The organism is Hymenobacter jeollabukensis, assembly GCF_005771675.1.
Lineage (GTDB): Bacteria > Bacteroidota > Bacteroidia > Cytophagales > Hymenobacteraceae > Solirubrum > Solirubrum jeollabukense.
In genome coordinates this window covers 19,400-33,914 of sequence record NZ_VAJM01000003.1, presented here as the reverse complement: position 1 = coordinate 33,914, position 14,515 = coordinate 19,400, and the positions used below count along the sequence as shown (strand labels likewise).

10 protein-coding genes and 1 riboswitch are annotated in these 14,515 nt (G+C 67.1%); of the genes, 7 read left to right on the top strand and 3 right to left on the bottom strand.

The window, feature by feature from the left end; all coding sequences use genetic code 11:
* Positions 1-121: 121 nt before the first annotated feature.
* Both FDY95_RS07540 and FDY95_RS26930 read right to left on the bottom strand, forming a co-directional pair.
* The gene (locus FDY95_RS07540) at positions 122-1,255 is read right to left on the bottom strand and encodes an alkene reductase (protein WP_138076308.1); all 1,134 of its coding nucleotides are present in this window, start codon (positions 1,253-1,255) and stop codon (positions 122-124) included.
* Between the two features lie 212 nt (positions 1,256-1,467).
* A complete protein-coding gene (locus FDY95_RS26930; protein WP_171025579.1) occupies positions 1,468-2,565 on the bottom strand; it encodes an OmpA family protein in 1,098 nt (365 codons plus the stop codon).
* Positions 2,566-2,705: 140 nt separating this feature from the next.
* Here FDY95_RS26930 and FDY95_RS26925 point away from each other — a divergent pair, with 140 nt between their 5' ends.
* Both FDY95_RS26925 and FDY95_RS07530 read left to right on the top strand, forming a co-directional pair.
* Positions 2,706-2,840: a hypothetical protein gene (locus FDY95_RS26925; RefSeq protein ID WP_262710174.1), complete on the top strand. Its 135-nt coding sequence runs from the start codon at positions 2,706-2,708 to the stop codon at positions 2,838-2,840.
* A gap of 236 nt (positions 2,841-3,076) precedes the next feature.
* A complete protein-coding gene (locus tag FDY95_RS07530; RefSeq protein ID WP_138076304.1) occupies positions 3,077-5,002 on the top strand; it encodes a peptide-N-glycosidase F-related protein in 1,926 nt (641 codons plus the stop codon).
* A gap of 73 nt (positions 5,003-5,075) precedes the next feature.
* Here FDY95_RS07530 and FDY95_RS26920 read toward each other — a convergent pair whose 3' ends face one another.
* Complete coding sequence (locus FDY95_RS26920; RefSeq protein WP_138076302.1) at positions 5,076-7,100, bottom strand: T9SS type A sorting domain-containing protein; 2,025 nt, start codon at positions 7,098-7,100, stop codon at positions 5,076-5,078.
* 173 nt (positions 7,101-7,273) lie between these two features.
* Positions 7,274-7,390: riboswitch (SAM riboswitch) on the top strand.
* A 70-nt stretch (positions 7,391-7,460) separates the two neighbouring features.
* On the opposite strand from FDY95_RS26920, the gene metH reads away from it, so the two are divergent.
* The 5 genes from metH to FDY95_RS07500 all read left to right on the top strand — a co-directional run bounded on the left by metH (position 7,461) and on the right by FDY95_RS07500 (position 14,436).
* On the top strand, positions 7,461-11,207 hold the full coding sequence (gene metH / locus FDY95_RS07520) for a methionine synthase (RefSeq protein WP_138076300.1): 3,747 nt from the start codon (positions 7,461-7,463) through the stop codon (positions 11,205-11,207).
* A 269-nt stretch (positions 11,208-11,476) separates the two neighbouring features.
* Positions 11,477-12,433, top strand: coding sequence for a methylenetetrahydrofolate reductase [NAD(P)H] (metF, locus tag FDY95_RS07515; RefSeq protein ID WP_138076298.1), 957 nt, complete (start codon positions 11,477-11,479; stop codon positions 12,431-12,433).
* A gap of 129 nt (positions 12,434-12,562) precedes the next feature.
* A complete protein-coding gene (locus tag FDY95_RS07510; protein ID WP_138076296.1) occupies positions 12,563-13,057 on the top strand; it encodes a tetratricopeptide repeat protein in 495 nt (164 codons plus the stop codon).
* A gap of 176 nt (positions 13,058-13,233) precedes the next feature.
* Positions 13,234-13,812, top strand: a complete 579-nt coding sequence (locus FDY95_RS07505) for an energy transducer TonB (RefSeq protein WP_138076294.1) — start codon at positions 13,234-13,236, stop codon at positions 13,810-13,812.
* Between the two features lie 54 nt (positions 13,813-13,866).
* Positions 13,867-14,436, top strand: a complete 570-nt coding sequence (locus tag FDY95_RS07500) for a hypothetical protein (protein WP_138076292.1) — start codon at positions 13,867-13,869, stop codon at positions 14,434-14,436.
* Positions 14,437-14,515 lie beyond the last annotated feature (79 nt).

The following is a 14,515-nucleotide window of genomic DNA, read 5'->3' as shown; positions in this document are numbered from 1 at the left end:
CCAGGGCGGTAACGGGGCAACGGTATCTGCAGGAAGGTCGGCCTGTCGGAGTTGGTCTGGCCGTTTGTAGAGGATCGGTGAAAAGATATTTGATTCTCTACACCGTTCGGCCGGCGGGGCCTTAGCTGCCCTGGTACTCGGCGGCCTTTTCCTGGTTGGCTTCCTGCAGCGAAGGGTAGTCGATGTAGCCCTTGTCGCCGGGCACGTAGAAGGTGGCGAAATCGGGCTGGTTCAGGGCCGCGCCCTGCTCGAAGCGGGCCACCAGGTCGGGGTTGGCAATGAAGGGCACGCCGAAGGAAATCAGGTCGGCCTCGTTGTTTTCCAGGGCCAGCTCGGCCGTTTCCTGGGTGTAGCCGCCGTTCAGCATAAAGGTGCCCTTGAAGATCTTGCGCAGGGCCGGGCCGATGGCGGGCTTGCCTTCGGGGCGGGCCATGGGGTGGCCGGGCAGAGGCTCCAGCACGTGCAGGTAGGCCAGCCCGAAGCGGTTCAGCTGCTCGGTGACGTAGCTGAAGGTGCCCAGCGCGTCGGAGTCTTGGATGCTGGCGCTGCCCTGGGGCGAGAGGCGGATACCCACGCGGTCGGCGCCCAGCTCATCGACGACGGCCTGCACCACTTCCAGCACGAAGCGGCTGCGGTTTTCCACCGAGCCGCCGTACGCGTCGGTGCGCTGGTTGGAGCCGTCCTGCAGGAACTGGTCGAGCAAATAGCCGTTGGCGCCGTGGATTTCCACGCCGTCGAAGCCGGCCGTTTTGGCGTTGCGGGCGGCCTGGCGGAACTGCTCCACCACGCCCGGAATTTCGCTCAGCTCCAGGGCCCGGGGGGCGGGCACTTCCTCGAAGCCGGCGCCGGTGAAGGCCTTCGCGCCCTCCGGTTTGATGGCCGACGGCCCCACCGGCAGCTCGCCATTATGGAAGAAGGGGTGCGACACCCGGCCCACGTGCCAGAGCTGGGCAAAAATGCGCCCGCCGGCCGCGTGTACGGCCTCGGTAACTTTCTGCCAGGCAGCCACCTGCGCCTCGGAGTAGATGCCGGGCGTGTTGATGTAGCCCACGCCCTGCGGCGACACCTGCGTGCCTTCGGTGATGATGAGGCCGGCCGTGGCGCGCTGCACGTAGTACTTCACCACCGAGTCGGTAGCGGCGGTTTCGGGATTGGTGGCGCGGCTGCGCGTCATGGGCGCCATGACGATGCGGTTGGGCAGCTCGATGGGGCCCAGCTGGAAGGATGAAAACAGCTTCGGAGTGATGTTGCTCATGGCAAAAAGGGGATTAGCGCCAGCAAAAGGCGTTTTTTCAGAGTTGATTGCTACCCGGCTGCGGGCGCAATGGCTGTCTAACCCCCGATTCCCCTCCGCGGTTATGGCCGCCGCCCACTTTGCCCGGTATACTCCGTGAAACCGGTGGAATGCTGACTGAGTGATTTAGCGACTTAGTGAATTGAGGTTCAACAACTCACTAAATCACCGAGTCACCGCGCTACCAGCTCCACGCGGCGGTTGCGCGGGCGCTGCTGCGGGTCGCGGTTGTCGGCCACGGGGCGGGTGCCGCCGTAACCCACGGCCGTCAGCCGCGCCGAATCGATGCCGTGCTGCACCAGATACGCCCGCACCACCCGCGCCCGCTGCTCCGAGAGTACCTGATTTTTTTGCGCGTCGCCCACGTTGTCGGTGTGGCCGGCTATTTCAAACCGCAGCGCCGGCTGCTCCTGCAGCACGCGCACCAGCCGCTTCAGCTCGGGCTGGGAAGTGGGCAGCAGCCGGGCCTGGCTTTGCCCGAAGTATAGCCGCTTCAGGGCCACGGTTTCGCCCCGGCGCAGCTTGGTCAGATCGGGCAGGGAGTCGCCCAGGCCCACCACGGCCGGAACTGCCGCCCGGCGCCCAGCTGGCTCGGGCCGCTGGGCCGCCGGGCGCCGCACCAGGCGGGGTGGCGCGACGGCGGCTACTCGGCGCACGGCGGGCTGGACTGGCGACGGGGCCGCCCCCGGACGGGTGGCTGGCGCCGCGCGTACCACGAGGGCCGGCGGCGCGGGGGGCGGCACCGGCTTGGCGGAGGCCGGCAGAGCCGCAAACATGTAGGTGGCCCCAACGGTCTGCAGGGCTGCCGCGTTGGGCAGGCGCCAGCGCAGCACGGCGCGGCTGTCGAGGATGGTCTGGAAATAGTCGACGCGCAGGCGGTAGTAGCGGCCGGCCTCCAGGCGCAGGCGCACGGTGGCGGGCACGTGGTCCTGCTCGCGCCAGGCGTCGATGATGCGCTTGCCGCCCACCCACACGCGCAGCCCGTCGTCCATCACCGTCGAAAACTCGTACTCGCCGGTCGTCGGGGCCAGCAGGTAGCCCTCCCAGCGCACCGAGAAATACTCCCACCCGAGCCCGTCGACGGGTGGCTGCCTTTTCCAGTCGAAGTCGATGTTGGCGTCGCGGCGGCGCAGGACCAGCTGCTGGAAGTTGGTGCCGTTGTAATACGCCGCCTGCAGCCCCGAGCCGGCGGGCTGGGGCCGGCCGGGCGCCTGGGCCTGGGCTAGTTGGACGGTGAGCAGCCCCAGGAAAAGAAGCGTAGCAGTGCGCATCGGACAAAGGAAAAGCAACGCTAAAAAAATGGTTTCCGTGTTCCCAAAGCTGATGCTGCTCTGCGGTGGCCAACCAGCCCCTGGCCAGCCCCGTATTTCCGGGGGTAAGTGTGATTCACCCAGCCACTTGCCTCCACACCATGCCGACCAAGAAAACGACTGCCGCGCATTCATCGACGCATAAAAAAGAAGACCCGTGCTGGAAAGGCTACGAGCAGGCCGGCACCAAGAAAAAGGACGGCAAGACCGTACCAAACTGCGTCAAAAAAGATTAGGCGCCAGCTCCGCCTGGTGGGCGAGAGGTTTCACGCCGCACCCGTGCCGACCGTCTATTATCGTCCGAAGCCCCGGCCTGCCGCCGGGGCTTTTTGCTGCGCGGGTCGCCTCCTTTTTCCTGATTTCACCAAAGAAAGCACGCTGATGCGGCGCGGCGGGCGGCGGCTTGTACTTTAGCCCCCACGACCTCCCACCCACTGGTTAATTCCTTCCACCTCAACCACCTTCCTACCGAATGGGTAAACGTCTACTCCTGTTTTTGCTGCTGCTGGGCGGCTTGGCGGCGGCGCCCGCCGCCCGCGCGGCCACCGGCGACACCACCCGCGTGGTGCTCTTCAGCAACCGCCCGCTCACCCGCTACGGCAACTACGACACCACCGCCACGCTGCCGGCCACCGGGCGCTACCGCAAAATTCTGCTGCATTACGTGCTCGGGCGCTACGCCTGCCCGCCCGGTACGCAGTACTGCGGCTCCTGGGACTACACCACCCGCGTGCTGCTGATGCCGCCCGCCAACGACACCGTGGAGCTGGCCCGCATCATCACGCCCTACGCCACCGACTGGCTGGCCCAGAACCGCCGCCACGACTTCGTGCAGGACGTGACCGACTACGCCCCGCTGCTGAAGGGCCAGCGCGGCTTGCGCTTCCTCTACGACGGCTACTCCTGGGGCTTCACCCTCACGCTGTACCTGGAGTTCATCGAGGGCATCCCGCCGCAGGACGCCATAGCGGTGAAAAACGTGTACGACGGCAACTTCCTCTACGGCAGCGCCACCGACCTGCTCGAAAACCACCTCTCGGCCAAGACCGTGACGGCGCCGGCCGGCAGCGGGCGCACCGTGCTCAAGAGCTTTATCACCGGCCACGGCTCCGATTCGCGCAACTGCGCCGAGTTCTGCCGCAAAAACTACACCCTGAAGCTCAACGGCACCGCCGTGGCCACCACCGACCTCTGGCGGGCCGACTGCGGCCTGAACCCGGTGTCGCCGCAAACGGGCACCTGGGTGTATAATCGCAGCAACTGGTGCCCCGGCAGCGCCGTGGCCCCGCTCTACCACGACATCACCGCGGGGCTGAGCGGCGGCTCGGCCACCGTCGACATCGACATGGCCAACTACCTGATTTCCAACCAGGCCAACGTGAGTGCCCGCTGGATCTGGCAAACCCAGGCCGTGAGCTACAGCACCCCCAACTTCACCACCGACGCGGCCCTGGAGCGCATCATTGCCCCCAGCACCGACCCGAACTTCCGCCGCGACAACCCCATCTGCGACGCGCCCAAGGTGACGCTGCGCAACACCGGCTCGGCCCCGCTTACGGCCGCCACCATCCGCTACCGGGTGGGCAGCAGCCCCTGGCGCACGTATCAGTGGACGGGCAGCCTCAACTTCCTGGCCCAGACCGACGTGACGCTGCCGCCCGTGCCCGCCGATTTTGCGGGGCAGTCGGTGTTCAAGGTCTACGTGATGACGCCCAACGGCCAGGCCGACCAGAATCACACCAATGACACCCTAAGCACCCGCTTCAGCCCGGTGAGCGTGCTGCCGCCGAGCTTCGTGGTGAACATGACCACCAACGCCTCGACCATCAGCGGTGGCCTGAGCCAGACCTCGTGGACGGTAACCGACGCCAACGGGCAGCCCGTGGCCAGCCGTACCGGCGCCCTGCCTAACACCGACTACGCCGACACGCTGCGCCTAGCGCCGGGCTGCTACACGCTGAGCGTCAACGACACCGGTTGCGACGGGCTGGCGTGGTGGGCCAACCCCAACGCCGGTACCGGCAGCATGCGCCTGCTCGGCCTGAACAACGCCGTGCTCAATACCATCAGCGGCGACTTTGGCTGCCAAGCCCAGCTGCGCTTCTCGGTGACCCAGGCCCTGGCCAGCGCCCCCGCCCGCGCCCTGGCCGCCCTCGACGTGTACCCCAACCCAGCCCAGGACGGCCGCTTCACCCTCGATCTGAACCTGCCCGCCCGCCAGGACGTGCGCGTGCAGGTGCGCAGCGTGACGGGCCAATTGGTGCATCATACTACCCTCGCCCAAGTGCAGGCCACCAAGCGTCCGCTCGACCTGCACCAGCTGCCGGCCGGGGTGTACCTGCTCGAATGCCGCGGCCAGAACGGCCTGCAACTGCACCGCCGCCTGCTGATTCCGTAATTCGGTTCTGTTCGCATCAAAAAAGCCCTTGCCGGTCGCGGCAAGGGCTTTTTTGATGACGGATATTTCGGTGCTAGTCTTGTACCACAATGCGCAGGGGCTTGCCGCCAGCTACCCGCAGCCAGTATTGGCCTGCCGGCAGGCGGTGCGTATCGATGGCCCGCCCGCCGTCGGCCGCAGCGGTCGGCGTGGCCACGCGGCGGCCCAACAGGTCGAAAAGCTGCACGGCGCTGCCGGCGGGCAGCGCCGTACGCAGCAGCTCACCGCGGCGCACGGGATTGGGGTAGGCCGCCAAGATGCTGGTACCGCAGTGCACGGCCACGGCCGCCGTGGTAGCCGACTCGCCATTGGTATCGACCTGTCGTACGCGGTAGTACACCGTGCCGGCGGGCGGCTGCGCGTCGGAGGCCGTGTAGCGGCGGGCGCTGGTGCTGTGGCCGGCGCCGGCCACCCGCGCGCCGCAGGCCACGAAGGTGCGCCCGTCGAGGCTGCGCTCGGCCTGGAAGTAGGCGTTGTCTTTCTCCTGGGCGGTGGTCCAGCGGAGCAGCACGCGGCCAGCGGCATAGGCCGCGTCGAAGTGCGCCCAGCTGACGGGCAACGGGGCCGCCGTGCCGCTGGTGCGGAACACCAGCGTGTTCACGCCCCCGTCGGTGGCACCGTTGGGCGGAAACTCGGCCAGGCCCGGCGAGGTCGATACGCCGCCGCGGCCCCCGCTGAGGCTGTAGCTGAAGCCCGTCAGGTCGGCCCCGCCGGTTACGCCGATGTAGCCCGCGCCGCCGCCGCCGCCCGGCCCGTAGGCCTTGATGACGGTGTTGACGGTGTTGCCGCCGCTGCCGCCATTGGCGCTGGCCGCCACGCTCACGGTGCCGGCCGCCAGCACGACGGCGCCACCCGCGCCGCCGCCACCCGCGCCATCGGCGAAGGAGCTGCCGCCATTGGAAGTAGCGCCGGCCGCGCCATCGGCCACCACGCTGCCGCTGCCGCCGATGACCGCCCCGAGCAGGTAGATCAGTCCGCCACCGTTGCCGCCCACGCCCGCCACCGCCGTGTTGCCGTCGCCGCTGCCGCCGCCGCCGCCCAGAAACAGGCGCCCGGCATCGTAGCTGAGCGGCCGGCCACCGATGCCGCCGGTGTTGGGCCGGCTATACGGGCCCCAGCTGCCCTGCCCGGGCCCGACGCTCAGGGCATCCAGGTCGTTGTCGGACACGCCGTAGCCCCCGCGCCCGCCGCCCGTCGACCCGCTGCTGGCAAAACCGGCGCCCTCTAGGTTCCAGGCCGTGGCCCAGCCGGGCGTGCTCGTGTTGGGTCGCCCGGTGCCCGTCCACACCGCCGGGTTGCCGCCGTTGGCCCCGCCGCCCCCGCCGGAGTTAACCGAGTTGCCGCCGCCGCCGCCGTTGGCCGCGGCACCGCGGCCGCGGCTGCCGCCCGCGTAGCTGTTGCCGTAGCCGGCCACGCCTTCCCCCTTTTCCCCGCCGGTGTTGCCCGAGCCGAGGTAATTGGCGTTGTTGTCCACGCCGTTGTTGACGAACGCGCCGCCGCGGAAGCCCAGCCCGGTGGCCGTGATGCTGCCGTTGACGGTGATGCTGCCCTGCGCTTCTAGGGCCACCACCCCGCCGCTGCTGCCGTTCCAGGCCTGCCCCGTGATAGAGCCGCCGCTGCTGACAGTCACCGTGGTGTAGCGCGGAATGCGTACCACCTGCGCCCCGTCGTTGGCCGTGTAGGCGCGGGCCAACGGCTGGCTCAGGCTCAGCGTGGTGCCGCTGACGGCCTGCACCACCGCCAGCTCGTAGTTGCCCGCGTTGCGCAGGTTCACGATGTCGCCGTAGCTCGCCGTGTTGGAGTTGTTGATCAGCGCGCCCTGCATCTGAATGAGGAGCACCAGGTCGCCGGCGCTGAGGCCCGCGGCGCTGGCCACACTGACGGCGGTGCTGCCGGCGGCGGCATTGGCGCCCAGCGCGGTGTACTGGTTCACCACCACGTTGGCTGTACCAACGGTCAGGGCGCCGTTTTTGCCGGCCTGCGCGTGAGCGGTAGTCAGCGCGACAAGGCTAGCTGCGGTGAGCAGAAGAGGACTGATGGAGCGTCGAAGTGGCGTCATAAGCAGAAGCGTTGGTCGGGCGCAAGCGGCTGCTTCCTGGCACGGTGCAAGCCGGCCCAAAATCGCACAAATGTAATGGCACTGAAGTAGTAAGCCGGTTATGACTATATGATTTTTTTCATAGATTATTGCTCTGATTTGTTATTACGTGCCCGCTGATTTATCTTCGCTACTGCTTATCCAGAAAGACCGAGGGACTGGGCCCTGTGACGTCTTAGCAACCAGCCGCTGCGGCAGAGGTGCTAACTCCCATCCGAGGCGGCTCGTGCCGCGTTCGGAAAAGATGAGCGAAACCGGCACTTTCCGAAGTAGCCGGGGCTTTCTGGATAGCGCCTTGCGCACCTCTAGACCCAGAAAGCCATGCCGACTCTGCCCGCTTCTCCCCTCGCCGACCTGCTCCGCCAGCGCGTACTCGTGCTCGACGGAGCCATGGGCACCATGATTCAGCGCCACCAGCTCACCGAGGAAGACTTCCGCGGCGCCCGGTTTGCTGACCACTCGAAGCCCCTGCGCGGCAACAACGATTTGCTGTGTCTGACGCGCCCCGACATCGTGCGCGGCATTCACGCCGAGTACTTCGCCGCGGGCGCGGACATCGTAGAAACCAACACCTTCTCGGGCACCACCGTGGCCCAGGCCGACTACGCTCTGGAGCCCATCGTGTACGAGCTGAACTACGAGGCCGCCCGCCTGGCCCGCTCAGCCGCCGATGAGTACAGCACGCCCGAGCGGCCGCGCTTCGTGGCTGGCGCCATCGGGCCCACCAACCGCACGGCCTCGCTCTCGCCCGACGTGAACCGGCCCGGTTTCCGCGCCATCACCTTCGACGAGCTGGCCGAGGCCTACCACGAGCAGGTGCGCGGGCTCATCGACGGCGGCTCCGACGCGCTGCTGATCGAAACCATCTTCGACACGCTCAACGCCAAAGCGGCATTGTTTGCCACTCAGCGCTTCTTCGACGAGGGCGGCCGGGTGGTGCCCATCATGATTTCGGGCACCATCACCGACGCCTCGGGCCGGACGCTGAGCGGGCAGACGGTGGAGGCGTTCTGGAACTCCATGCGCCATTTGCCCATCCTGAGCATCGGTCTGAACTGCGCCCTCGGGGCCAAGCAGCTCAAGGTGTACCTGCAGGAGCTGAGCCGCCTGGCCGACTGCTACGTCTCCGCCTACCCCAACGCGGGCCTGCCCAACGCCTTCGGGGGCTACGACGAATCGGCCCAGGAATTTGCGGCGGTGCTGGAAGAGTACCTGCAGGAAGGCCTCGTGAACATCGTGGGCGGCTGCTGCGGCACTACCCCGCTGCACATTGCCGAGGCCGCGAAGCTGACGGACCGGTACGCCCCGCGCCAACTGCCGGTGCGGCCCCAGGCCACGCGCCTGGCCGGGCTGGAGCCGGTGAATATCCACCCCGAAAGTTTGTTCGTGAACGTGGGCGAGCGGTGCAACGTGACCGGCTCCCGCGCCTTCGCCCGCCTGATCCGGGCCGGGCAGTTCGATGAGGCCGTGGCCGTGGCCCGCGCCCAGGTGGAAGGCGGTGCCCAGGTGCTCGACGTGAACATGGACGAGGGCCTGCTGGACTCGGTGGAGGCCATGACCACCTTCCTGAATCTAATGGCCTCGGAGCCCGACGTGGCCCGGCTGCCCATCATGATTGACTCCTCGAAGTGGGAGGTGCTCGAAGCCGGCCTGAAATGCACCCAGGGCAAGAGCATCGTCAACTCCATTTCGCTGAAAGAGGGCGAGGAAGTGTTCCGGCACCACGCTCGGCTGGTGCGCGCCTACGGAGCGGCCGTCATCGTCATGGCCTTCGACGAGCAGGGCCAGGCCGACAGCTACCAGCGCCGCATCGACATCTGCCAGCGCGCCTACCGCATCCTGACCGAGGAAGTGGGTTTGCGGGCCGAGGACATCATCTTCGACCCGAACATCCTCACCGTGGGCACCGGCATCGAGGAGCACCGCCGCTACGCCATCGACTTCATCGAGGCCGTGCGCTGGATCAAGCAGCACCTGCCCGGCACGCTCACCAGCGGCGGCGTGTCGAACATCAGCTTTGCCTTCCGGGGCCAGGACGTGGTGCGCGAGGCCATGCACGCGGCCTTCCTCTACCACGCCATCCAGGCCGGGCTGGACATGGGCATCGTCAACCCCAGCCAGCTGGCCGTGTACGACGAGGTGCCCAAGCCCCTGCTCGAAGCCGTGGAAGACGTGCTCTTCGACCGCCGCGACGACGCCACCGAGCGGCTGGTGCAGCTGGGCGAAATGCTGAGTCTGACCAAGGGCGGCGCGGCGGCCAAGAAAGTGGAGGCCGAAGAATGGCGCAGCTGGCCGGTGGAAAAACGCCTGGAGCACGCCCTGGTGAAGGGCATTACCGACCACATCGAAGCCGACACCGAGGAAACCCTGCAGCGCCTGGGCCGCCCGCTGGCCGTCATCGAAGGGCCGCTGATGGCCGGCATGACGGTCGTGGGCGACCTGTTTGGGGCGGGCAAGATGTTTTTGCCGCAGGTGGTGAAATCGGCGCGGGTGATGAAGCGGGCCGTGGCCTGGCTGGAGCCCTACATGCAGGCCGAGCGCGACGCGGCGGCCCTGTCGGGCGGCACCGAGGCCCGGCAGACGGCCGGCCGGGTGCTGCTGGCCACCGTGAAGGGCGACGTGCACGACATCGGCAAGAACATCGTGGGCGTGGTGCTGGCCTGCAACAACTACGAGGTCATCGACCTGGGCGTGATGGTGCCGCTGGAGAAAATCGTCAGCGAAGCCGAGCGGCTGCAAGCGGATATTGTGGGGCTGAGCGGGCTGATTACGCCCTCGCTCGATGAAATGGTGTACGTGGCCCAGGCCCTGGAAAAGCGCCAGTTGCGCGTGCCCCTGCTCATCGGCGGGGCCACCACCTCGCGCCTGCACACGGCCGTGCGCATCGCGCCGGCTTACAACGGGCCGGTGATTCACGTCAACGACGCCTCGCGGGCGGTGCCGGTGGCCTCGCAGCTGCTGGGCCTAGGCCGCGACGCCTTTGCCAACGACGTGGCGGCCGAGTACCTGCAGCTGCGCGACGACCACGCCGGCCGGCAGCGCAACAAGGACTACGTGCCCATCGAGGAAGCCCGCCGGCAGAAGTTCCAGGCCGACTGGGCCGCCGCCGACCTGGTGAGGCCCAGCTTCCTCGGCGCCCGCGTTTTCGAGGACTACCCGCTGCCCGAGCTGCTGCCCTACATCGACTGGACGCCCTTTTTCCACGCCTGGGAGCTGAAGGGCCGCTACCCGCGCATCCTCGACGACGCTACGTACGGCGAAGCCGCCACCAAGCTGTTCGAGGACGGGCAGGCATTGCTGAAGCGCATTATTGACGAGAAGCTGCTGACGGCCCGCGCCACGGTGGGTTTCTGGCCTGCCAACACGGTGGATTCCGACACCATCGAAATCTACCAGGACGACACCCGCCAGCACGTGCGGGCCGAAACCTTCACCCTGCGCCAGCAGAGCCTGAAAGCCGCCGGCCTGCCCTACCTCGCCTTCTCCGACTTCCTGGCGCCCAAAGACTCGGGCCGCGCCGACTACCTCGGCGGCTTCGCCGTCACGGCCGGCATCGGGCTGGACGAGCTGGTGGCCGAGTTCGACGCCCAGCACGACGACTACTCCGGCATCCTGGCCAAGGCCCTGGCCGACCGCCTGGCCGAAGCCCTGGCCGAGCGCCTGCACGAGCGGGTGCGCCGGGAACTGTGGGGCTACGCGCCGCAGGAACATTTCTCGAACGAGGACCTGATCAAGGAAGAGTACCGCGGCATCCGCCCGGCGCCCGGCTACCCCGGCTGCCCTGACCACACCGAGAAAATCGTGCTGTTCGAGCTGCTGGGCGGCGCCGAGCAAACGGGCATCACCCTCACCGAAAACCTGGCCATGTACCCCACCGCCGCCATCAGCGGCTTCTACTACGCCCACCCCGACGCGCGCTACTTCGGCCTCGGCCGCATTGCCCAGGACCAGGTGCAGGACCTGGCCCGGCGCAAAGGCATGCCGCTGGCCGAGCTGGAGCGGTGGTTGTCGCCCAACCTGAACTACGAGCCCGCCGCCGAAGCCGCGCCAGTAGCGGCCGGGCAGTAGCGCGCAGCGCCAGGCTCCCCTCCTTTTTGAAGGAGGGGACGCCAAGCCGCAGGCTTGGCTGGGGTGGTTGCGTCGTCCGCGCCGTCAGATAGTAACTTCTTTCATCCAGCCGAGCACCCAACCGCTACGTCTGCCATCCTGCCGGATAAATCCGCTCATCTATTCACGTCAGCGGGCTAAACAACGTCAGCAACGAAGCAACCACCCCAGCCGCGCCTTCGGCACGGCATCCCCTCCTTCAAAAAGGAGGGGAGCTTCCTCTTCCACCCATGAAAGTCACCGAGCACCTGACCCGCGCCAACGGCAAAACGCAGTTTTCCTTTGAAGTGCTGCCGCCCAAGAAGGGCGAGAACATCCAGACGCTGTTTTCCAACATTGAGCCGCTGATGGAGTTCAAGCCGCCGTTTATCGACGTGACGTATCACCGCGAGGAGTACGTGTACCGGCAGCACCCCAACGGCCTGCTGGAAAAGAAAACCGTGCGCCGCCGCCCCGGCACCGTCGGCATCTGCGCCGCCATCAAAAACCGCTTCGACGTGGACACCGTGCCGCACCTGATCTGCGGCGGCTTCTCGAAGGAGGAGACGGAAAACGCCCTCATCGACCTGCACTTCCTGGGCATCGACAACGTGCTGGCCCTGCGCGGCGACCCAATCAAGTCGGAAGGCCGCTTCGTGCCCGAGCCCGACGGCCATTCCTACGCCTGCGACCTGATCGGGCAGGTATCGGACCTCAACAAGGGCGCCTACCTCGACGAGGAGCAGGACGACACCTGGGCCACCGACTTCTGCATCGGCACGGCCGGCTACCCCGAAAAGCACTTCGAGGCCCCCAGCCACGCCGCCGATTTGCGCTACCTCAAGCACAAAGTGGACCGCGGCGCCGACTACATCGTCACCCAGATGTTTTTCGACAACGAGCAGTTTTTCAGCTTCGAAAAGCGCTGCCGGGAGGCCGGCATCCACGTGCCCATCATTCCCGGGCTGAAGCCCATCACCACCAAGGCCCAGCTCACGGCCCTGCCCCGCTCCTTTTTCCTGAACCTGCCCGACGAGCTGGTCGACACCATTCACCGGGCCCCCGACAACGCGGCGGCCCGCGAAATCGGCATCGAGTGGTGCATCAACCAGAGCCGGGAGCTGATGGACCACGGCGTGCCCGTGCTCCACTACTACAGCATGGGCAAGGCCGACAGCGTGCGGCGCGTGGCGGCGGCCCTGTTTTAAGCCCTCCAATGCCCGGGCGCAGCGGCAGCCGGCGGCCTTCGGGTCGTCGGCTGCCGTTTTTATCGGCGTACCTTGTCCATCCCCATCCGCGGTCCGTTTAACTCTATCGTTGCCATCCGCGCGTTTTCCATGCCCGACCGTCCTCAACAGCTTGATGAGCTCTTTCAGCGCCTGCAGACGGCCACGGCCCCGCTCGAAATCGAGGCCCTGCAGCAGGGCATCTGGCAGCTGTGGCTGGAAACCGACGATGTGGCCCTGAACAAGCGCCTGGAAAGCGGCATGCGCGCCCTTTCGGCCGAAGATTACACCCGCGCCATTGCCGATTTTGGCTGGATCGTGGAGCAGCACCCGACCTACGCCGAGGGCTGGAATAAGCGCGCCACCGCCCATTACCTGCGCGGCGAGTACCGCGCTTCCCTGCTCGACATTGCCCGCACGCTGCGCCTGGAGCCGCGCCACTTCGGGGCACTGTCGGGCAAGGCCACCATCCTGCGCATGGTAGGCGACGACCGGGGCGCCCTGCGCACCCTGCGCCGCCTCAGCCAGCTGTGCCCGCACCTGCCCGGCCTGCAAACCCAGCTGCACGACCTGCAGCGCCGCCTCGACAACCCGGATACACAATAGCTAGGGCTACTGGAATTTTCCGAGAAAAACTCAAAGATCTTCGCAAGATATTTTCGTAAGTTTATGTTTACGATTGGATTATCCCGCTAATCCAGCCGCTTACTGCCCTCGTCCGACTTTCCACCAATACCCCCCGGAACGGCGTCCCCACGTCTGCTCCGGCTGCATTCCCCCACATGCGAGTACCTCTACTGCTCCTTTTCGGCGCCTGCTGCTGCGCGCCCCTCACGCTGCGCGCCCAAGGCAAGGTGCGCCAAACCGACCTCGACAGCGGCCGCGTGGAAAAAGGCCGCAAACTCGGGCCCTGGTCGTATTACGCCATGACGCCCAGCGGCCGCAAGGTGCTGGTGCAGCGCTACGATTACGACCAGAAAAAACTGCTCTACTACCGCAAGCCCGACGAGCACCCCTACCGCCACCAGCAGGGCACCGACTGGCAGGTGGGCTACCTCGACCGCCCGCCGCTGTACGTGGGCGGCGAAACCATGCTGTCGGCCTTTATGCGGCAGTTGAACTATCCCGAGCAGGCCCGCCTGAAGAACGTGCAGGGCCGGGTGATAGTCAGCTTCGTGGTCGATACCCTGGGCGTGGCCCAGAACTACAAGGTGCTGACCGGCATCGGGGCCGGCTGCGACGAGGAAGCCCTACGCGTGGCCCGCACCATCCCGTCCGACTGGATTCCGGGCCGCAAGAACGGCCGTGCCGTGCCGGTGGAGTACGAGCTGCCCTTTACCTTCCGCATTGCCCGGCAGTAGCTGCGGGCCGGCGCCGCAGCATCTTGTGCGCGCCGGCTTGCGTAAACTGCGCCTATGAAACTTCCCGCCGCTTTTCGCCGCCGTTTGGCCCCTCTGCTGCTGGCCGCCCCCGCCCTGGCCCTGCTCCTCACCGCCTGCGACTCCACGCCGCGCGAGCGGCAGGACGCCGTGAAGAACAGTGCCCGCGAAATCGATACCCTGGCCGACAAAGCCGGCAACGCTATTGAGCGCATCGGCCACCGCGCCGCCCGCTGGGACTCCGCCTCCCGCGTCCGCAACGGTCAGGCCCTCGACACGGTGGCTTCGGCCGCGTTTGCGCAGGAGCTGCTGGGGCCCTATGCCCGCGTGAGCACGCTGACGGTGACGAACCTCGACCCGGCCTACACCCAGCTGCTGCGCCAGACGCGGGCCAAGCGCCGGGAGTGGACGCAGCGCGACTGGGACTACGCCACCGCCATCTTCGACCGCCTGAACGCCCGTTACCGGGCCCTGCGGCTCGACTTGCCGGCTCGCCAGGAAATCCACATCAAGGCGCTGCAGGCCGAGTTTGAAACCCTGGAAACCACCCGCGACCTGAAGGACCTCGGCGACGCCGTGCGCGACAAGCCCGCCACGGCCCGCTAGATACCGGCACCACGCCATACAACGTTTGCCAGCCGGCAACGCTCCTCTGCTGCGGGCGTTGCCGGCTTTTTTTGCCCCA